This is a genomic window from Bacteroides thetaiotaomicron VPI-5482, from assembly GCF_000011065.1.
In the GTDB taxonomy this organism is placed as follows: Bacteria; Bacteroidota; Bacteroidia; order Bacteroidales; family Bacteroidaceae; genus Bacteroides; species Bacteroides thetaiotaomicron.
Window position 1 is genome coordinate 1,408,739 of sequence record NC_004663.1, and the last position, 17,702, is coordinate 1,426,440.

General features: G+C 47.6%; 20 protein-coding genes and 2 pseudogenes. 6 read left to right on the plus strand and 16 right to left on the minus strand.

The window, feature by feature from the left end; translation table 11 throughout:
• Positions 1-723: 723 nt before the first annotated feature.
• Positions 724-2,331, minus strand: a complete 1,608-nt coding sequence (locus BT_RS05655) for a carboxymuconolactone decarboxylase family protein (protein ID WP_008765338.1) — start codon at positions 2,329-2,331, stop codon at positions 724-726.
• A 24-nt stretch (positions 2,332-2,355) separates the two neighbouring features.
• Entirely contained in the window at positions 2,356-3,510 is a 1,155-nt protein-coding gene (locus tag BT_RS05660; protein ID WP_004295300.1) for a lactonase family protein, read from the minus strand.
• 279 nt (positions 3,511-3,789) lie between these two features.
• On the opposite strand from BT_RS05660, the gene BT_RS05665 reads away from it, so the two are divergent.
• On the plus strand, positions 3,790-4,710 hold the full coding sequence (locus tag BT_RS05665; protein WP_004295301.1) for a helix-turn-helix domain-containing protein: 921 nt from the start codon (positions 3,790-3,792) through the stop codon (positions 4,708-4,710).
• A 68-nt stretch (positions 4,711-4,778) separates the two neighbouring features.
• On the opposite strand, the gene BT_RS05670 is transcribed toward BT_RS05665, so the two are convergent.
• The 5 genes from BT_RS05670 to BT_RS05690 all read right to left on the minus strand — a co-directional run bounded on the left by BT_RS05670 (position 4,779) and on the right by BT_RS05690 (position 8,533).
• Positions 4,779-5,705 (minus strand): site-specific integrase, encoded by a 927-nt coding sequence (locus tag BT_RS05670; protein WP_005641960.1) that lies wholly within the window; start codon positions 5,703-5,705, stop codon positions 4,779-4,781.
• 7 nt (positions 5,706-5,712) lie between these two features.
• Positions 5,713-6,474: a hypothetical protein gene (locus tag BT_RS05675; protein ID WP_004295303.1), complete on the minus strand. Its 762-nt coding sequence runs from the start codon at positions 6,472-6,474 to the stop codon at positions 5,713-5,715.
• A 29-nt stretch (positions 6,475-6,503) separates the two neighbouring features.
• Positions 6,504-7,424, minus strand: coding sequence for a relaxase/mobilization nuclease domain-containing protein (locus BT_RS05680; protein ID WP_005944378.1), 921 nt, complete (start codon positions 7,422-7,424; stop codon positions 6,504-6,506).
• Between the two features lie 4 nt (positions 7,425-7,428).
• Positions 7,429-7,800: a plasmid mobilization protein gene (gene mobC, locus BT_RS05685; protein ID WP_005650044.1), complete on the minus strand. Its 372-nt coding sequence runs from the start codon at positions 7,798-7,800 to the stop codon at positions 7,429-7,431.
• Between the two features lie 229 nt (positions 7,801-8,029).
• Positions 8,030-8,533 (minus strand): DUF3408 domain-containing protein, encoded by a 504-nt coding sequence (locus tag BT_RS05690; RefSeq protein WP_004320813.1) that lies wholly within the window; start codon positions 8,531-8,533, stop codon positions 8,030-8,032.
• Positions 8,534-9,010: 477 nt separating this feature from the next.
• On the opposite strand from BT_RS05690, the gene BT_RS05695 reads away from it, so the two are divergent.
• Together BT_RS05695 and BT_RS05700 are read left to right on the plus strand one after the other, a co-directional pair.
• Positions 9,011-9,322 carry a helix-turn-helix domain-containing protein gene (locus BT_RS05695; protein ID WP_004295307.1) on the plus strand — a complete coding sequence of 104 codons (312 nt, stop codon included), beginning with the start codon at positions 9,011-9,013 and terminating at the stop codon, positions 9,320-9,322.
• Positions 9,323-9,365: 43 nt separating this feature from the next.
• Entirely contained in the window at positions 9,366-9,689 is a 324-nt protein-coding gene (locus BT_RS05700) for a helix-turn-helix domain-containing protein (protein WP_004295308.1), read from the plus strand.
• A gap of 340 nt (positions 9,690-10,029) precedes the next feature.
• Here the strand turns inward: BT_RS05700 and BT_RS05710 are convergent, their stop codons facing one another.
• The 3 genes from BT_RS05710 to BT_RS05720 are packed head-to-tail and all read right to left on the minus strand — an operon-like array spanning position 10,030 to position 11,198.
• Complete coding sequence (locus tag BT_RS05710; protein WP_004295309.1) at positions 10,030-10,209, minus strand: hypothetical protein; 180 nt, start codon at positions 10,207-10,209, stop codon at positions 10,030-10,032.
• A 4-nt stretch (positions 10,210-10,213) separates the two neighbouring features.
• Positions 10,214-10,606 (minus strand): hypothetical protein, encoded by a 393-nt coding sequence (locus BT_RS05715; RefSeq protein WP_008765341.1) that lies wholly within the window; start codon positions 10,604-10,606, stop codon positions 10,214-10,216.
• 31 nt (positions 10,607-10,637) lie between these two features.
• Positions 10,638-11,198, minus strand: a complete 561-nt coding sequence (locus BT_RS05720) for a sigma-70 family RNA polymerase sigma factor (RefSeq protein ID WP_004295311.1) — start codon at positions 11,196-11,198, stop codon at positions 10,638-10,640.
• Positions 11,199-11,521: 323 nt separating this feature from the next.
• Here BT_RS05720 and BT_RS05730 point away from each other — a divergent pair, with 323 nt between their 5' ends.
• Positions 11,522-11,773 (plus strand): hypothetical protein, encoded by a 252-nt coding sequence (locus BT_RS05730; protein ID WP_224205373.1) that lies wholly within the window; start codon positions 11,522-11,524, stop codon positions 11,771-11,773.
• 370 nt (positions 11,774-12,143) lie between these two features.
• Here the strand turns inward: BT_RS05730 and BT_RS05735 are convergent, their stop codons facing one another.
• The 6 genes and pseudogenes from BT_RS05735 to BT_RS05755 form a co-directional block, all read right to left on the minus strand.
• The gene (locus tag BT_RS05735; RefSeq protein WP_004295313.1) at positions 12,144-12,743 is read right to left on the minus strand and encodes a GNAT family N-acetyltransferase; all 600 of its coding nucleotides are present in this window, start codon (positions 12,741-12,743) and stop codon (positions 12,144-12,146) included.
• A 5-nt stretch (positions 12,744-12,748) separates the two neighbouring features.
• Positions 12,749-12,916, minus strand: coding sequence for a hypothetical protein (locus BT_RS24335; protein ID WP_004295314.1), 168 nt, complete (start codon positions 12,914-12,916; stop codon positions 12,749-12,751).
• Positions 12,917-12,949: 33 nt separating this feature from the next.
• Positions 12,950-13,433 (minus strand): annotated as a pseudogene (locus tag BT_RS24890) (hypothetical protein).
• The gene (locus tag BT_RS05745) at positions 13,423-14,670 is read right to left on the minus strand and encodes a site-specific integrase (RefSeq protein ID WP_008765343.1); all 1,248 of its coding nucleotides are present in this window, start codon (positions 14,668-14,670) and stop codon (positions 13,423-13,425) included. Before BT_RS05745 ends, BT_RS24890 begins: the two are co-directional and overlap by 11 nt.
• Before the next feature lie 248 nt (positions 14,671-14,918).
• Positions 14,919-15,929: pseudogene (locus BT_RS05750) on the minus strand (carboxypeptidase-like regulatory domain-containing protein); the annotation flags it as partial.
• Positions 15,930-16,064: 135 nt separating this feature from the next.
• Positions 16,065-16,463 (minus strand): hypothetical protein, encoded by a 399-nt coding sequence (locus tag BT_RS05755; RefSeq protein ID WP_011107631.1) that lies wholly within the window; start codon positions 16,461-16,463, stop codon positions 16,065-16,067.
• A 125-nt stretch (positions 16,464-16,588) separates the two neighbouring features.
• Between BT_RS05755 and BT_RS05760 the strand changes: the two genes are divergently transcribed.
• Both BT_RS05760 and BT_RS05765 read left to right on the plus strand, forming a co-directional pair.
• Entirely contained in the window at positions 16,589-16,768 is a 180-nt protein-coding gene (locus BT_RS05760; protein ID WP_008765862.1) for a hypothetical protein, read from the plus strand.
• 4 nt (positions 16,769-16,772) lie between these two features.
• Positions 16,773-17,696, plus strand: coding sequence for a cation diffusion facilitator family transporter (locus BT_RS05765; RefSeq protein WP_008763494.1), 924 nt, complete (start codon positions 16,773-16,775; stop codon positions 17,694-17,696).
• Positions 17,697-17,702: the final 6 nt, after the last annotated feature.

Genomic DNA, 17,702 nt, shown 5'->3' on the forward strand with positions numbered 1-17,702 from the left:
TCTTTACCTTAATGTAATACTACTGTTATATATCTGGTCATTTATCTCCTTTTGTCGGATGCAAAGGTTGCCAAACCTCTTTTAGAAAACGAAAAGTTCAAGCGGTAAACCATTTGGAGCAGTTTCGTCCTCCGTTGGAGAGTAAACAGCTCCAAAACCTTTTCTTATTCATCGGCTTGGCTGAAAACTGCATCCGGCAACGGAGATAAACGACTGACGAAATAATAGCATAAAACAGCATAGCCCCCCCTTAATAAGGCAATTTTATCAATGCTGTTTTCATTCTTTTCAGAGGACTATTATTTTCGACAGAGAGAAATTTGGCAAGCGGCAGATTTCACTCCCTCAAAAATAATAGATTTGAATTGCTGTCCTCTTGCCTTTATTGGAAATTGTAGTACCTTTGTAGTGGCTTGTGCGAACGAGCCAAGCAATGTGGAAAGATGGGAACATCGAACCATCAATAAAGTACCGAAAAGAGGGAAAATACCCTCTACCACCGCTCTTTGAGTGTTAAGAAATAATAAAAAGGTTAAATCTTCACCTTTTAGAATGTACCCCTAAAGGTTATGCCCATATTTCTGACTTATAACTCACAAAATATTGAGTAATAACTGGTTGCAAATACTATAATCTTTAAATTGTTTCTGTTGCAAAGTTACCCTCCTGCGTATTCGCTTTGCTGTATCATAATCACGGATAGCATTACCATTTTCATCTGAATTACCGCAAAGCATACCAGAAGAATTCCGAAATTTTTTCGAACGGTATCTTATCCATCCGGTCATACAAGTCTACATGATTGGCTCCGGGAACGATATACAGTTCTTTCGGTTCGCTGGCTTCTTGATAGGCATCCTCACTGAAATAGCGCGAATGTGCATGCTCGCCTGCAATGAATAGCACGGGGCGTGGTGAAATCTCTTTAATCATGGCAAACGGATAGAAGTTCATCAATGCCGCCTGACTGGTAAAGCGTATACCTTGATAGCGCGGATGATAGCCACGCAAGGGGTTGCGATAGTAATCGAAAAACTCCTTCTGCACGGCATTGGCATTTCCCAGCAGTTTCTCCGGTGTGCCAAAGCGGATACGTGCTTCTCCCGTTTCTGCTTCCTTCCAACGTTGTTCGGCAACTTCATCCAACAGTTTGCGTCTTTGTTCATCCGTCATCGAATCCCCCAAACCGTTACGGGTGGCACGCCCCATATCATACATGCTCACGGTTGCCAATGCCTTGATGCGGGGGTCGAGAGAAGCCGCACAGACAGAGAACCCGCCGCTTCCGCAGATGCCAATCACACCGATACGGTTGCGGTCAATAAACGGTTGTAGTCCGAGCCAGTCTACAGAAGCACTGAAGTCTTCCACCAATGCGTCGGGCGATACCGTGTGACGCGGTTCTCCTCCACTTTCGCCTTGATAGGAAGCATCAAAAGCCAGAGTCACGTAGCCTCGCCGTGCCATTTCCTGTGCATAGAGTCCGCTACACTGTTCTTTCACAGCCCCGAACGGGTGTCCGATGATGAGGGCTGCATAGTGTTGCGCTTCATTGAAATCCTTCGGGAGGTACATTTCGGCGCAAAGCATGATATCATACCTGTTTTTATAAAAGACCTTACGGACAGTAATTGTCGGATCTGTTTGAAAAGTCTTTGCCGGTTCATCGGATTCAGAAAGCACCATTCCGTTCCGACAGCGTGCCGCCATGATAAGTACTTCGTCTATCTGAGCCTGTGTCACGCCGTTGTGCTTGGCATGGGCAATGTGAGTATTCAACTCATTCTTCACGCCGTCCAACACCGACAAGGCAGCCACAGTAGACAGTTCACGGGTACGCCAGTCGAGATTGTCACGGCTGAATATGTCACCGAACAGATGAGCTTTCAGAAATTGGTCCAATGCCGGAGCAAATGTCAGCACTTCTCCTAGTGCCGGACGACCGAACAGTTTCAGCTGGTTTTGTCCACCGACAACAAACATATCCGAACTCTTTACCGGAGAAGGCTCCCGTCCGGCTTCATCCTTTATGCCTTGTGCTGCACGCTCTTTGGTGAGATTCATCAGCGTAACCAATGCACCCATGCTGCGTGGAAAGCCGCAATAGGCATAGAGCTGGGTAAGTACTTCTTTTTCTTCGCTCACGGTCAGCCCACAGTCAAGTCCTCTGGCAAGGATCACTTTGAGGCTGTCCTGATTGCCACGTGCGGCATACATACTGATGGCGGCAATACTTTGTTCTTTCTTGCTTAACATATTGTTCTTGTTTTGTGCCTGCGTATAAACGATACAGCATATCAGGCAGGCGATGGTTGTAATTAACTTGTTCATATTGCTTTCTGTTTAGTGATGAATTTATAAGAACTTGACAAACGCCGGTCTTTCCAGTCGGATATTTTTTCCCGTATTCTTCAGTAACCCCGTATTTCGGTTTCTTTCGAATATCTGTATGCAGTTGGCATCCCTGCAAACCACTGCCAAATAGCAACCATCCGGAGAGATGGCAAAACTTCGCGGATAAAGACCTGTTGGCTGAAATCCTATTTGAACCAATGTTCCTTTTTGGGAATCAATGGAATAAACAATTATGCCATCTTCTTTCAAGTGCTTGGAAGCATAGAGGAATTTGCCATCGGATGAAACATGGATATCTGCATTTCCCTCTGCAACGAAAGGGTCGCAGACAATTGTTTGTAAACGTTCCAACTTGCCTTCATTATAGGAGAATACAGTTATTTTACCCGAGAGTTCACTGATGAGATAAGCAAATCTGCCATTCGGGTGAAAACATATATGTCGAGGTCCTGAGCCGGAATCCATCTGTATGCGGACTACTCTTGATTCATCCAACAGAGAATGAGCCTTACCTGCTTCCGGTCGTTTGCCTATCGGAAACAGATAGATACAATCTGTTCCCAAATCGGTAGCAAGAAGGAATTTGCCATCAGGTGTAAAGGTCACGCAATGCAGATGCGATTGTTCCTGCCTTTTTTTATTCGGCCCATTTCCAGCAAAACGAATTATTTTTGTATCACGTTGCAACTTTCCTTTCTTATCCTGTGAGAATACCGTGATGCTGCCACCCTTATAATTTGCTGTCAGAACAAAGTATTCCTTTGGACTGAGAGTAATATAAATAGGAAGTTCACCGTCTGTAGATTGCGAGTTAAGCAGAGACAGCAGACCACTTTCCTTATCAAAAAGCAAAGCATTGGCAGTCGAACTTTTCCCTTCATCATCGCCTATGGCATAAATTCGATTACCAGTGCTATCAGATGTAAGGAAAGCAGGATTTGAAATCCCTCTCAGCCCACACGGATAGTCGACATCGGCAGTTTGTCCGTCAAACCGGTACATTCTGACACCTTCTTCGTCTGGCTTCATATAACATCCTACCAACAGAAATTTTGCATAAGTTCCCTTATCCGGGACATCTTCGGTTGACCGCGCTTGAATCGTAGTGAAGCTAAGCCATAAGATTAACATGACAAATAAAGCTTTTGGTTTCATCTTATTTACCTTTTTGGTTTCACTTGCAAAATTACAGCATTCACATACTGAAGATTAGACCTCAATCACTGATAAAATTACCACTTTCATCGGGCTTGGACCGGGTTAAATGTTATCTGTGAAAATGGTAAGACAGTCTGTGATTAGGGTTATATGTTCGTTGATTGAATGAACTAACTTTGTCGTCATGGAATAAAATAAATAAGGGATAGAAAAGAAACAGCTGTTCCTCAGACAGCAATGTCAATATAAATACTTATTTTTGTAAAAAACAAAAGGATGGTTATGGGAGATATAACAAGAATAGATACAGTTCAGCAGTACTGCGACCTTTTCGAAGTCGAAGCTCTGCACCCGTTGGTCAGCGTTGTGAATTGTTACGAGGTGCAGCCCATCAGACACTCAAAGAAACTGTACAACATTTATGCTGTGTTGCTGAAAGATACTGACTGCGGTACGATGAATTATGGACGGAGCCTCTATGACTATGAAAAAGGCTCCATGCTGTTTATCGCTCCGGGGCAGGTAATGGGTTCTGACGATGATGGCAGTCTGCACCAGCCGGCCGGATGGGCCCTGATGTTCCATCCCGAACTATTGCGCGGTACTTCCCTTGCACATATAATAAAAGAGTATTCTTATTTCTCATATAATGCCAACGAAGCACTGCACCTGTCAGAACAGGAGCGCAAAGTAGTCATTGAATGTATAAACAATGTAGCAGAAGAATTGAGGCATCCTATTGACAAGCACAGCCGTTCTTTGATTATTGATACCATGAAGCTTCTCCTTGACCGCTGCATCCGCTTTTATGACCGCCAGTTCATTACAAGGGAAAATGCCAACAACGATTTGTTGGCGCGTTTTGAATTGTTGCTCAATAATTACTATCATTCTGCCTTGCCAACGAGTAAAGGTATTCCGACGGTACAGTATTGCGCTGACCAACTGTGTCTTTCCACCAATTATTTCAGTGACCTGGTAAAAAAGGAAACCGGTATGTCAGCAATCAAGCATATCCAGCAAAAAATTATGGATATAGCCAAAGAGCGCATCATGAACACGCAAAAAAGTATCAGTCAAATCTCAGATGAAATGGGTTTCCAATACCCGCAACATTTCACACGTTGGTTCAAGAAGATGGAAGGTTGCACACCGAACGAATATCGCAATGAAATTATAAAACAAGCGATAAACTAACTGGTCTTATCATCATTTATTCGTAGAGTCTCTTACAAATAATACTCTGGATATAACCAACAAAGCAATTAATGAACAACTTTGAAATCTTGAACCGATAAACAAAAAAGTTTGATGATCTCCTGCATACACTTTTCCCATCGGATGAACAGCTGTTGTCCGGTCTTTTTCCTGCGGTAAGTCAGGATTCCGTTCGCAATGTCTCCCTTTTTCAGATAAGCCATGTCCACAAAGGACATCCCCCGTGTGTAAAAGCAGAACAGGAACATGTCACGTGCGAAATCAAGGTGGGGTTTCAGGGACAAGTCCAGTCTTTTGATACGCCTGATATCATTTAAATGAATGGCCCGTTTCAAGGTCTTTTCCACACCTGTATAAACAGACTTGAACAGGTTCCGCTGTCCGGTCAGTCCGTTCTCCACCGCACGGTTGTAGACCGCTTTCAGAATGCGCATGTAGAACGAGATTGTATTGGGTGAGTTCCCCCTGTTTTTCAGATAAGCCTCGTATTCCATGAGCAAGTCAGAGCTAAGTTCGCCAAACAGTATATCGCTACCTTTCATAAAACTGCTGAAACTTTTGAGCGCGGCTGTATAGGTTTCAGAGGTCCGTATCTTTCCCAAACGTTTCAGCCTTACTATCTGTTGCCGGATATAGTCGTTAAACGAAGGTTCTTGTCCGCTGTCATGGAAACGTATGACGATATCATCCGCTGTAAACGGACCGGATTGGCTTAATGTCCTGATAGCCTTTTCCAGTCGGATTTTGTCCCGTCTTATCCGTTCCCCTACCGATAGAAGATAATTGTCCCGTTCCATCCCTGCAGGGTGTTGACAGGGAATGACCGCTTCGGAACGTTGGTCCCATTCCGAAGCGAAAAGTTTGTATCCGGTACTGATCTGCCTGACCACACGGTTATGAATCACCTGATAATACAGTGCGCCCTCCCTGCCTTCCGCGGACGAGGACCTGAATTTGGTTCTGATTGTTGCCATAGTGCAGTCATTTTGAATTGGGATTGTCCAGTTGCTTCCTGATTTCCTGTGCCTCCCTGAACAGCCGGTGCGCCAGACTGTCCTTGTAGGCTGCCATTTCATGGTTACGGATGCGGTTCCTGACCGAGTCCTCAAAAGCGGTCACCAGCCTTTCCACACGCCGGATCTTTTCCTCGTCCCGCTTGATGGTGAAATGCTTCTCAAGGAAGGCGATGTCGGGATCATCCCCCGGCAGGCAGATCCTGATGGCTCGGTATTTCAAATCGGCATCTTTCAAAAGCCGGTTCGTGCGGTACTGGTTGCAGTTGGTCCAGACGGAAATGATCAGTGCCAGGATCAGTGCTGAAGCTGTCGTTACCACTGCCTTGGATGCGCTTTCCAGACGGTAGGTCACCAGTCTGCGCTCCGGTTCCTTTTTCAGCAGGACCATTCTCTCATCCAGCCGTCTCACTGTCTCCTTTACAGCTTGGCAGTCTTGACTCAGGCAGTATCTAATCTTTTCCATCTCCCCGGCAAACGTTTCGGCAGACAACGGCCAGCCTTCCGACAACCGGACGGTATGGTTACGTACCGCTGCTATTTCCAAGCCGTTTTTCTCCACCGCGGATTGCAGGCGTTCCAGACGGATTTTCAGTTCCGCAATCCCTTCCGGGGAACTGGTCCGGTTTCCAACTGCGGGGCTTGTGCCTTCCACGGGCAGCGTCTCCACTTTCTTCTCGATCCTTTCAAGGCATCCGTAGATGCCTTCCAGATAATTTTCCTCTTTCATCTTTCAAAGTTTTTTGTTATACATATGGTTCACAAACTCCTTCCTTTCCTGCGCTTCTTCTTTCTCCGCAGGCGTTCCGCCTCTTTCTCGTCCTCCGTCGGTGCCACCGACGGCATGAACACGCCACCCGTACCGGTGACTTCGACCAGGTTATCAATAACAGAACCATGACTTTGTTCATGGTACGGTTGCTTTTGGGAAACGTCATTTTCCAGGGACGTGACATGGTTATGGTCCAATGCCGCATCCAGCCTTGACCAGCTGAAACTGCGGTCAATCCCACTTCCCTTGAATGACAGACCGTTCTTTATAAAGCGGATGCCCTGCACTTCATTAGTGTTTTCCTTGTACTTGAATTCCATTTCCACGCCCATTTTTAAGAGCTTATTTTGAAATTCTTTCCATGTATCTGCACTCCTCAAAGCTTCCTTGACCGCACGGTATATTTCGTATTTCACCTTTTCGGAAGCATGCAGCTTTTCCGTTTTAACGGACTGTTTGCCTTCGGAATAGGTGAGCGAATACTTGTCCTTAAGCATTTTTGTCACTTTCTCGTTGCGCTTGAAATCGTTGCTGTCGGAAATCACCTTCCCGTCGAAGTTCACCCGGTTGAAGACGATGTGGCAGTGCGGGTTGTCCGTCCCGTGATGCCTCACCACGATGAACTGCGTGTTCCGTATCCCCATCAGCTCCAGGTATTCCTCCGCCAGCCTTGCCATGAACGCGTCGGTCAGCCTCGGTGCGTCCTCCGGCTTGAAGCTGAGCGCAATGTGCCCCACCGGTTTCGCCACGTCCGGATTCAGCAGGCATTGCCACCGGAAACTGCGTGCCGTCTCCTCCACCGTTCCCAGCAGCACGCCTTCCGAGGCGATGATTTTTGCGTCGTCCTTCTGCGTCACGTAGCGTATGCAGCCGCTGAACGAGCGGCCTTTCCTGATCTTCCCTATCATGAGGCTATCCTCCTTTCGGCCTGTAATCATCCATGATCCGCTTCAGCTTTCCCAGCAGCCCCTCTATCAGCAGCCTTGTCCTGTAAAAGCCGGTCTGGTGCGAGAGCTTTGTCAGCTGGTTCAGGTTGTTCGCCATTCCCGCCAGGCTGCGCAACAGTGCGTTCTCCTCCGGTGTATGCCTTGCCGTAACGGTGGCCGCCAGTGCTGCCTCCCTGATATAGACCGCCAGACTCCGGCCGGACTTCCCTGCCCTGAACCTGAGAGCCTCGTAGCTGACGGGGGAGAACTTCACCGTCACGCCTCTGGTCAATTTACGCGTCCTGCCCAGTGCCGGACGGCCACATTTTTTCTTCATCCCATTCACATCGTTTGTCATATGTTTTTTCTTTTTCGTCCGTACTTCTTTCATTCCAAAATCTGCGACCGGCGGGAGCGGATTTGCCCTCCCAGCAACCGCCGGGCGCGGGGAGCAAGGGTTTTCGGGAATCCGGAAACATACCCTTGCTCCCCCCACAGAAAAATCCCCCCCCGCATTTTCCACATTGAAGCGGGTATACAGGGAACAGTGCATACATCGGGTATACTCCACGCCCGGTAACAGGCTGTCAGATTTTTCTCCACTGCTCGATGTCCCCACGGTAGGCGGCAAGATGCTCCCTGGCAAGGTTCTCCAGCAGTCCGGAAACGCTCATGCCACGCCCGCCGAGCCTGCGGACGACGGCGTCCAGTTCGTCCCTCACATCCTCACTGACGAACACCGTCTTGCGGTTCCTGATCTTCGGGACGGTGAGGTACGTTTCCCGGTACTCCTCCAGCGAGGCCCTGCGTTGCCTGCCGCTCGTTCTTCTTCTCACGGGGTCTTCCGGTTCCGGCGGGGTGTCCTTTCTTCTCGCCTCCCCGGATACCTCCTCCGCAACGAGCCCGGATGGAATCATCGATTCCGTCACGGAAGCATCCGTACCGGCGGATTCCCCCGGACCGGGTTCCATCATGAGTCTTTCCCACCACTCGTCGTGGCCGGCTCCGGGACTACGGCCGTTCTTTCTGTCTGCGGTTTCGGATACCGCCATTTTCTTCCCTTTCGTTTTTTCAGTCGGTTCACTTTTCATTGTACATGGATTTTAGATGGTTGATACTGTGGGCACGGTCTACCCGTTTGCCCGATTGTCGGAAGCAAATAAAACGATAATAACAAGTGCTGTGAAACGGACGGGTCCGATTGGCGGGGTTTGCCGTGTTATTCATATTGTTGGATCAGTCTGACGGTGATGACTTCACAAATATACGCACCGGAAATTTCCCACTCTTCGGGAACGGATCTGAACGTCTGTTTACTAAAAGCAAATGAATATTAAAATCCGATTTCCATGACATCTGATGACATATAATGACATCTGATGAAGGGGCGGAACCATATCCGGGAACAATCATTTACTTTGCAGATGAAACAAGTACGCATATGGTGTCAAAGGTAGTCATCCTGTCTTGAAATTCAGGACGTTCCGCCGGGATTCACTAAATTGCGGAACGGAATCCGGATCCGAAAAGAGAATGAAACAGATGTCAAACCTGAAATTACAGTGATTATGGAAATAGTGAACATTGAGGCAAGGACCTTCGAGGCGATGCTCTCGGCCTTCCGGACGTTTGCGGACCGGCTGGACACCCTCTGCCGGCTGTACGGCGACATGGAGGAGAAGAAATGGCTGGACAACCAGGAGGTGTGCCTGCTGCTGAAGGTCAGCCCGAGAACCCTGCAGACCCTCCGTGACAACGGCACGCTGGCATACACACAGATCTGCCACAAGACATATTACAAGCCCGGGGACGTGGAAAGTATCATCCGGATAGTGGAGGAGCGCCGCAAGCGGGCTGAAAGTATGGGAAGGTCGATCTGAAAGGCCATGAAAAACGAATGTCGAACAAAAAAAAGATCAAGTCATGATGAATACCGATAACCGTCTGCTCACCCGTGAGAGCAGCGAGCATATAAGAGAGTTCTTCTCCACCGTCGAACGTCTCTCCGTTTCCATGGAGCGTCTCTTTGCCGGCAGGTCACCGGCGATGGCGGGCGAGAACTTCTATACGGACCGCGAACTGGCTGAAAAGCTGAAAGTGAGCCGCCGCAGCCTGCAACAGTACCGTGACAGCGGTCTGCTTGCCTTCACCCGGCTGGGCGGCAAGATACTGTACCGTTCTTCCGACATCGAGAAGCTGCTTGACGGCTGCTACCGGGAGGCGAGAACCAGGCCGGAGGAACTTTAAAAAAGTTCCGTACGGGATCGTGAATGAAGGGGCGGTCGGTTGTCATACCGGTCGCTCCTTCATTTTCTTTCCACCGGATGAACGACTTTAATTTGCTCGTAAAATACCTATACACAGAGTGTTTTTTTCTTTATGAATTATGATCCGGTGACAACATTGGCATAACATGGCGGGACATGGAAACATTTTTCCGATATGGCAATAAGATACGGGGATTCCATTATAAAAAAAGACTCTTATTTTATTATGTCATTATGTTATTCTGAAATTGGGGCGGGCCGTTCGTGTACCGGTGGGACGATCCGTTTCCGTAATGGCGGCACATTCCGTACTGGTATCATTATCCTCCGGCAATGCCGTTTCCCGGTCTTTTCGGAGTGACCTTATGCCGGCCGGTGACAACCGCATGTCCGTGTGTAAACATGGCGGCGCATAAAAACAGGCACATCCTCCGGGCTCCTGTCCCGTCGGATGCACCTGTCTCCGTCATGTCATATACAGCCGGACTCCTCCGGCCCATGCCTCTATCTGAGTATCGGATTCGAGAGCAGTATCTTGTAATAGGCCACTCCGCCAATCTCTACCGGCATCCTCGCCATCATGAACTGCACGCTCTTCCTCTCCACCTTCGCCTGCCGCATGAGTCTCTGCACGATAACCCCCGCCGAGAACCTTGCGCATCTTTTATCCTTCCAGACAATGAACCCCTCGCTGTCATCGGCCCGGCAGATGTACCAGTCATCCGTCTCGTCGTCGTGGGCGAAGTTCACCCGTCCGCCACCGAGGATTCCCAATTCGATTGACATCGTCTTTGACAGATAGACGGTCCCCCTGCTGTCAAGGTTGATGGTCCGCTTTCCCTTGTATGTGACTTCCTGCGGACGGGAGTTTTCCCTGTTGTATACTATCAGTGCCATAACTTTCTTACTTTTCCGTTAAACAATTTTTTCAATACATGAAGCTTTCCACCGCCAGCATCTGACTTCTCCATGCGAAACCGCTGTGGGTACGTACCGCGTCCACTATCCTGCATACTTTCTGCGATATGGCCGATGCCGAGATACCCATGCATTCCGCCAGTGCCTTGAACGAGAACTGCGCCTCATAGAACCTGAGCATGAACATCCGGTACTCCTCGTAGGAGAACTTCTGCCTTACGAAACGCAGTATGTCTCTTACCAGCCGCTCGCACCCGTTCAGGTCGTCCTCGGAAAGGAATTTTGCCTCTTCGCCACATCGGAGGAAGAAATCATCTTCAGGGTGTGCATACCGATTCTCCCTTTTAATCTTTACCAGGGCCGCCTTTTTGTAGCATCCGATGAAATACGCGTCATAGTCCGTTATGTCCTTTCCGGGAACCAGCACCTGCCTTCTTACAAAAAGGTAGGTGTCATGGAAATTGTCCTCGTCCAGCATTCCGTACCGGCGTAACGTCCCTCTCAACCTGTCATAGGATGCAGTGAACCACTCGTTGAACAGTCTTTCCTTTTCTGCGCTCTTGTCTGCCATAGCTTTATATTTTTTTGAGTTATACATGGCCTACACGGGTAGGCATTCTTATTTCTTGTGCTTCCTCCAGTTTGTTTTTCGGCGGTCTCCGGCAAGGCTTGCCGTGAAAAAATACGCTAACGCGAAGCGTGAGGAAGATTTTTTCACGTGCAACCAGCCCGAAGGGCCGCCTTGCGGGACCGGCCTGAAAAACAACTATTTTTGCCGCAAGAAATGAGGATGATGGATTCCTTCCTTCTATCTATTGTCTGTCCGGTGAGAATTTAGATTCCATGCAGCTTTTCTGTCTTTGGTATGTTTGGAGAAATATTCAAGGATACGAAATGAGAACGGCAATACGTGATGTTGCGGAAGGAGCAGATATGGGATTGGAAACAGGAAGCGTGCCCGGGCTTTCATGCAGTTTATACGGCGGTGTTGATTTTGGGGAGGATTACAGGGAAGTGACAGGAAAGTCGGCCGTTCCGGAGAAATTGTATGTGTACGTTGTTCCTTCCGAAATACGGAGTCTTTTAAAATCATGGAAGACCTCATTCGGGAGTGTGTCTCGATATTTGCCTGAGACAAAATTATAAGTCGCCTATTCATGGATAAGTATTTGGAATATATCAACGACATGCTACGATGCAATAAAGAGAATCGGAACGGCAGACTGAAACTCGCAATCTGCTGATAATGCGGACTATTCTAAAACAAGTGTGGAAAACTTGAAGACATCCGACGGAAAACCTTGGAAAAAGAAGAACCGGACAAAGTCTCCGCCTTCAAAATAATGCTCTATTATGCCACAGGTGCGGCATTACTTGTCATTCCGGATTGGCTTCCCATGAAATCCACCGCCCGCCATCAAGAAAACGGCCGGTGCCATATGGCAGGTAATCGTAGCGACAGCCTGTCTTTGGAACCCGTTGTCACCCTAAAGGATTTTACTGATATATTATTATGTCAGTCCTTTTTCAAATCAAAATACAGCAAACGGGTTTTCAAAGGTTCATCTTGCGGAATATCATAATATTGCTTTTCTATCACGTCTGTTTTATAGAGTGGAACGAAACCGTTTCTTTCATAATACCTGAGAATCTTTTCCTCATTGTATGCATCCACCACGATAAAACGGCATCCTGTCTTGTTGTCCTCATGACGGAACCAGTCTTTTATGAAAGCCATCAGTTGCCGTCCTACGTGGCTTGATGTACCCTGATATTCCAGATTGACCCCCAGTCTTCCTATCAGCACGGCCGGATAGCTGCGTCCACGTTTAGGATTTACAATATTGCGTTGCAGCCTGTTTTTATCATTGGGGGATATTAATCTGGTCTTGATACTGTCATTGGACAAGGTAAACAAGGCCACAATACGATGCGGGATTTCAGTCGTCACCCAACAATATGTTTTCCCAAGGAGTTCATCCGCATACAGATCGGCATCATTGAGAAAAAAATCATCAAGGTCATTCTCGCCACAAGTGAAAGGAAGGCAATTCCTCCGTACTTCCTTGTTATAGGCAAGCATGACACAATCATCATATAAAGAAATACCGTCCATTGCTGTTAATTGAACCGGAATGAACGGGATTTCTCCAATACTTTTCGCAACCGTTTCTTTGCCTCCACTGATAACCGGGGTGTTACCTTTGCGGCGTTCTTGTCTGCACTGCGTACGAAATCTTCCGCCGTAACGCCCTCCAAAACCGGAATGTTCTTGATAGTTATAGCCATAATATTATTTTTTGCAAAAATACAACTTTGTTGTTATACAGCCAAATAATAGCCCGTCTTCCACTCTTTTTTCCGGAATGTTCCTCCATATCCGGAAAAGTCTGTGTCACGCCACCCGTTGCGGTAAGCCGTTTTTCTCAAGGAAAGGGCAGGCAATACCGGCGGACGTGGATATGGGCAAAACAACCCGCATATGCAATGCAGAGGGAGCAGGAGAGCCTTCACCACAGCCGGAGAGAAAAGTGGTTTCATGCCGGGGTACGGCATGAAAAGGGGGCTCCCGGACAGTTCTTTTCCTTGTCGCACATGCACTACGTCGGTCGCAGTTTTCGCCTTCTGAATCCCTCTTACGTCCGTCCCTGCGCTTTCGGAGCGTTTTTCCGGCAGAAAATTTCGCCGTACGGAAATTTTCTGCCGGAAACCGAAGGGAAAACGCGGAGTCCCGCAGGGACGGACGAACTTTGATGAGGAAGGGGAAAATCATCCGTTTCATAAATACCATTTCCTCAGATGGCATCGCATATTTCCTTCTCCATCTTTTCCAGCTTATGGGACAGGATTTCCATGTCGCTGCTGATCTTCTGGTTGGTTATCCGGGCATATATCTGGGTGGTTTTCAAATCCGTATGCCCCAAAAGACGGCTTACGGTCTCGATGGGTACACCGTGCGAGAGCAGCACGGTGGTGGCGTTCGTATGCCGGGCCACATGATAGGTCAGCCGTATCTTGAAACCGCACTGCCTGCCAAGTTCCTTCAATATGGTGTTGCATCTGCCGTTGCTCGGTACCGGAAATACATGACCGTCCTTGGACAGTTCCTTATACTTCTCTATGATGCGCTTGGGCACGTCCAGCAGGCGGATGTTGGACTCGGTGTTTGTCTTGCGACGGCGGGTGATGATCCAGAGGTTGCCGTCGAAGAAGGTCTGGAGCCGGTCGGTCGTCAGTGCCTTCACGTCCGCGTATGCCAGTCCGGTGAACACAGAGAAGATGAAGAGGTCGCGTACCAGTTCGCAGGTCCCGCTTTTCACCGGGGTCTCCATCAACGTCTGTATCTCACGCTCCGTCAGGTAGCCTCGGTCAACGCTCTCGGGGGAATTGATGTACCCGGCGAAGGGGTTGAAGGGAAGCGCACCGCTGTTGCGGGCGATGGAGATGACGTGCTTGAGCCCGATCATGTAACCCCATACGGTATTGGTGCGGCATTTCTTCTCCGTACGCAGGAAATACTCGAAGTTGTTGATGAAGGTCAGGTTGAGTTCCTTCAGGGGGATGTCGTCACGGCGGTATACTTTCGGGACGAACTCGCAAAGGTGCCTGTATATGGTACGGTAGCGGTTGTATGTTCCCTGCACGCGGCTGTGTCCCACTTTCTTGATGAACTCCTCGTTGTGCTGCTCGAAGAGCTTCAGCAGCGTCTCGCGTTTCACGCCCAGCCCGAGGCAGGCGTCCCTCAGCCTGGCGGCGGTGACATAGCCGTCGGACTGCATCAGTTCCTGGTAACGGCGGTTCACGTCCACGCGTATCCGGTCAACCGCCGCATTGATTTTCTGCGCCTCGGCGCTCTTGCCCGTGGCACGTGCCGTTTTCACGTCCCAAAGTTTCGGGGGCACGTCCAGCTTGCAGCTGAACTGCTTGATTTCGCCGTCTACCGTAAGACGGCACATCAGGGGGAGATAGCCGTTGGCTCTCTCGCTGCCCTTCTTCACGTAGAAGAGGATTTTGAAGGTCGATCTGCTCATACTCGTTTTCATACTTTTTTGATCGTTACAAAGTTAATATCAAGCGAGTTGTCCTCAGGTATGAAAAACTGTGCAAATTACTGAAATAGAATCTGTTGTGCCGTTTCTTGTTCCTGTTATATCAGTAACGATATGGGAACTGAAGTCTTTCGCAGCTTTTATCGGACCTCCTTTTTCAGCTTATGCAGTATTATGAGTTAAACACCTAACCACTTAATAGACTGCATTTTTGCTGTATTATCATCAACCTTGCTTTTTCTTTCTGCGTTTACTTTATAAAGATCACCCGTCTGCATATCCGTATGATGTGCCTGCCCGCTAGTGCGACTTTCGGAAAGAGCCTTGAAGCCTGCCTGAAAGACATAATGATCTCCCATATAGGCCCATCGGTTCCACACGTTATACTGCTCTACTTGGGGGATATCCACGAAGCCGTCATCATTGCCGTCGTGCGCTTTGGTTTCGTTTTCATAATGCGCCAGTAAAGAGGTACTCCAACGTTTTGACAACTTTAAGGTGGCGTCCGCATTCGCCTCATACCGGTTGGTACTGCTTGCGAAAAGATTGGCAGATACCCAATCGGCCTCCGGCAACTGCGGCTTTTTGAACTCTACATTAATCTGTCCCGTGATGGCTTCGTAACCATTCTTCACTGATGAGATTCCTTTGGAAACCTGTATGCTTTGCATCCACGGACCGGGGACATATCCCAGACCATAAGGAGATGCCGCACCGCGATAGTTCGGGATATTCTCCGTGAGCATCTGTACATAAGTTCCGGACAATCCGAGCAGTTTGATCTGCTTGGCTCCCGTTGCCGCATCCGAATAGCTCACGTCCACCGAAGGGTTGGTCACGAAACTTTCTCCCAGATTACAGCAGGCAGCCCTGCTCAATTCGGCACTGCTTATCATCTCTTCGTTCATCACGCTGCTGCGCAACTTCATCGTTCCCATTCTGCGGCTGACTACATTCACTTCGTTCAGTTCTACACCTTCCCGAAGGGTAATATCCAGTTCCTGATTCTTCTTGCTGACATGAACCGTGTCATTCTGAAAGCCGATAAAACTGATTACCAGCATGTGACTCTTCGAAGGTTTGGAGATAGAAAAGCTGCCATCTTCCTTGGTAGTTACACCCTGACCCGTATTCACCCAGAATACATTAGCACCCGGAACAGGCTCTCCGGTATTATCTTTGACTATTCCCCGCACCTGCGCTTGTGTCGTAACTGCAAGTAATGAGAACAGTCCCATTATTATATATTTCATTCTTTCTTGGACTTAGTTTTGCGATACAAAATTAATTCATTTCTCTTGCAACTGAGTTGCATTCATTCTCCTTGTTTTCATACCCTGCAAAGGCTGAAAACAAAGTACAATCGGACAAAAAAGATGAAATAACAGCTAAATCAGAAAAACGGAATGTAACGCCAGCTTCTGCCTCGGACAGGGAGATGGCGGAGAAGGAAGACTGGAAAAGTCCACCGTCCGGTCTATAGAAGTGAAAGCAAATAGCTGACAATACTGTTCACAGAAAAGTGTTATCACCGGAACGGAAACTGTCAGTTCGGAAATATGCTTCATCAAATCGGGCTTATAGATAGTTGCCGTACAGCCCTTTTCTCTACAATCTTTCTTTGAATCGCAAGTATGAGACTTCTTACATTTGGGACAGCCATCGGCACAACAGCCCTGCACAGTCTCACAACGGGAACAGCAATAATGAACAATAGATACTCCCGCCCCTGAATAGATAATCAGGAGAGAAAGGATCACTGCTGTTATGTAGGCTAGTCTCTTCATTTCGGGAGACAAAGATAAGGTATTCCGGCAACAATATCAAATTAAATAATTCTCCATTTTTATTCGTACTACTGATATTATCCGTATATTTGACCACATATTAGTTCTTTTAAATACATCATGTCATGGAATATCATCGTATATCTTTCATCCACAACGATACAGAGTATTCGTTCATTAAAGCTATAAACGGGAACTTAACAGGATACGCTTTAATGTCAGCTTGCCGGATAGAAGTAGTCAATTATATGAAAGAAAATAACTTGAAAGGCAGCTATATACTAACCGGAATGTCAAAGGCTTAATCACATGAAAGCTAAAAGAGAGCAGATATTAATCAGAACTTCCTGGATTAGTACTATTGGTAATGCCATACTTTCCACATCAAAAATCATCGTAGGTTTATGGGCCGGCAGTCTTGCCGTGCTAGGCGACGGTATTGATTCGGCAACGGATGTGATCATCTCCATTGTCATGATTTTCACAGCACGCATTATCAGCCAGCCGCCTTCCAAGAAGTACGTATTCGGCTATGAGAAAGCCGAAGGGATTGCGACTAAAATTCTTTCGCTTGTGATATTCTATGCAGGGGTGCAAATGTTGATATCATCTATCGGAAGTATCTTTTCCGAAGAAGCAAAAGAAATTCCGTCAGCCATTGCCATATACGTCACGATCTTTTCGATTATCGGCAAACTTCTATTGGCTTTATATCAGTACAAACAAGGGAAAAAGATAGATAGCTCCATGCTGACGGCCAATGCCATCAATATGCGCAATGATGTTATCATTTCCTCCGGTGTGCTGCTGGGACTGATATTCACGTTCATATTCAAACTGCCTATACTCGACTCCATCACAGGACTAATCATCAGCCTCTTTATCATAAAATCTTCGATTGGCATTTTCATCGATTCGAATGTGGAATTGATGGATGGCGTCAAAGATGTCAATGTGTACAATAAGATATTCGAAGCGGTAGAAACAGTTCCCGGTGCGAGCAATCCACACCGGGTAAGATCAAGAATGATCGGAAATCTTTATATGATTACCCTCGATATCGAGGTAAATCCGCAGATAACCATCACACAGGCCCATCAGATAGCCGACGCTGTGGAGAAAAGCATAAAAAGCTCTATAGACAATGTCTATGATATCTTAGTACACGTGGAACCTGCCGGCGAATGTCAGACAGACGAGAAATTTGGTATTGACAAGGGTATGGTGAATTGACGGAAG

Excerpts from the sequence above, each read along its gene's own strand:
- BT_RS05655 (WP_008765338.1), bottom strand. The coding sequence starts at position 2,331 with ATGAACAAGTTAATTACAACCATCGCCTGCCTGATATGCTGTATCGTT.
- BT_RS05660 (WP_004295300.1), bottom strand. The coding sequence starts at position 3,510 with ATGAAACCAAAAGCTTTATTTGTCATGTTAATCTTATGGCTTAGCTTC.
- BT_RS05665 (WP_004295301.1), top strand. The coding sequence starts at position 3,790 with ATGGTTATGGGAGATATAACAAGAATAGATACAGTTCAGCAGTACTGC.
- BT_RS05670 (WP_005641960.1), bottom strand. The coding sequence starts at position 5,705 with ATGGCAACAATCAGAACCAAATTCAGGTCCTCGTCCGCGGAAGGCAGG.
- BT_RS05675 (WP_004295303.1), bottom strand. The coding sequence starts at position 6,474 with ATGAAAGAGGAAAATTATCTGGAAGGCATCTACGGATGCCTTGAAAGG.
- BT_RS05680 (WP_005944378.1), bottom strand. The coding sequence starts at position 7,424 with ATGATAGGGAAGATCAGGAAAGGCCGCTCGTTCAGCGGCTGCATACGC.
- mobC (WP_005650044.1), bottom strand. The coding sequence starts at position 7,800 with ATGACAAACGATGTGAATGGGATGAAGAAAAAATGTGGCCGTCCGGCA.
- BT_RS05690 (WP_004320813.1), bottom strand. The coding sequence starts at position 8,533 with ATGAAAAGTGAACCGACTGAAAAAACGAAAGGGAAGAAAATGGCGGTA.
- BT_RS05695 (WP_004295307.1), top strand. The coding sequence starts at position 9,011 with ATGGAAATAGTGAACATTGAGGCAAGGACCTTCGAGGCGATGCTCTCG.
- BT_RS05700 (WP_004295308.1), top strand. The coding sequence starts at position 9,366 with ATGATGAATACCGATAACCGTCTGCTCACCCGTGAGAGCAGCGAGCAT.
- BT_RS05710 (WP_004295309.1), bottom strand. The coding sequence starts at position 10,209 with ATGGGCCGGAGGAGTCCGGCTGTATATGACATGACGGAGACAGGTGCA.
- BT_RS05715 (WP_008765341.1), bottom strand. The coding sequence starts at position 10,606 with ATGGCACTGATAGTATACAACAGGGAAAACTCCCGTCCGCAGGAAGTC.
- BT_RS05720 (WP_004295311.1), bottom strand. The coding sequence starts at position 11,198 with ATGGCAGACAAGAGCGCAGAAAAGGAAAGACTGTTCAACGAGTGGTTC.
- BT_RS05730 (WP_224205373.1), top strand. The coding sequence starts at position 11,522 with ATGAGAACGGCAATACGTGATGTTGCGGAAGGAGCAGATATGGGATTG.
- BT_RS05735 (WP_004295313.1), bottom strand. The coding sequence starts at position 12,743 with ATGGACGGTATTTCTTTATATGATGATTGTGTCATGCTTGCCTATAAC.
- BT_RS24335 (WP_004295314.1), bottom strand. The coding sequence starts at position 12,916 with ATGGCTATAACTATCAAGAACATTCCGGTTTTGGAGGGCGTTACGGCG.
- BT_RS05745 (WP_008765343.1), bottom strand. The coding sequence starts at position 14,670 with ATGAAAACGAGTATGAGCAGATCGACCTTCAAAATCCTCTTCTACGTG.
- BT_RS05755 (WP_011107631.1), bottom strand. The coding sequence starts at position 16,463 with ATGAAGAGACTAGCCTACATAACAGCAGTGATCCTTTCTCTCCTGATT.
- BT_RS05760 (WP_008765862.1), top strand. The coding sequence starts at position 16,589 with ATGGAATATCATCGTATATCTTTCATCCACAACGATACAGAGTATTCG.
- BT_RS05765 (WP_008763494.1), top strand. The coding sequence starts at position 16,773 with ATGAAAGCTAAAAGAGAGCAGATATTAATCAGAACTTCCTGGATTAGT.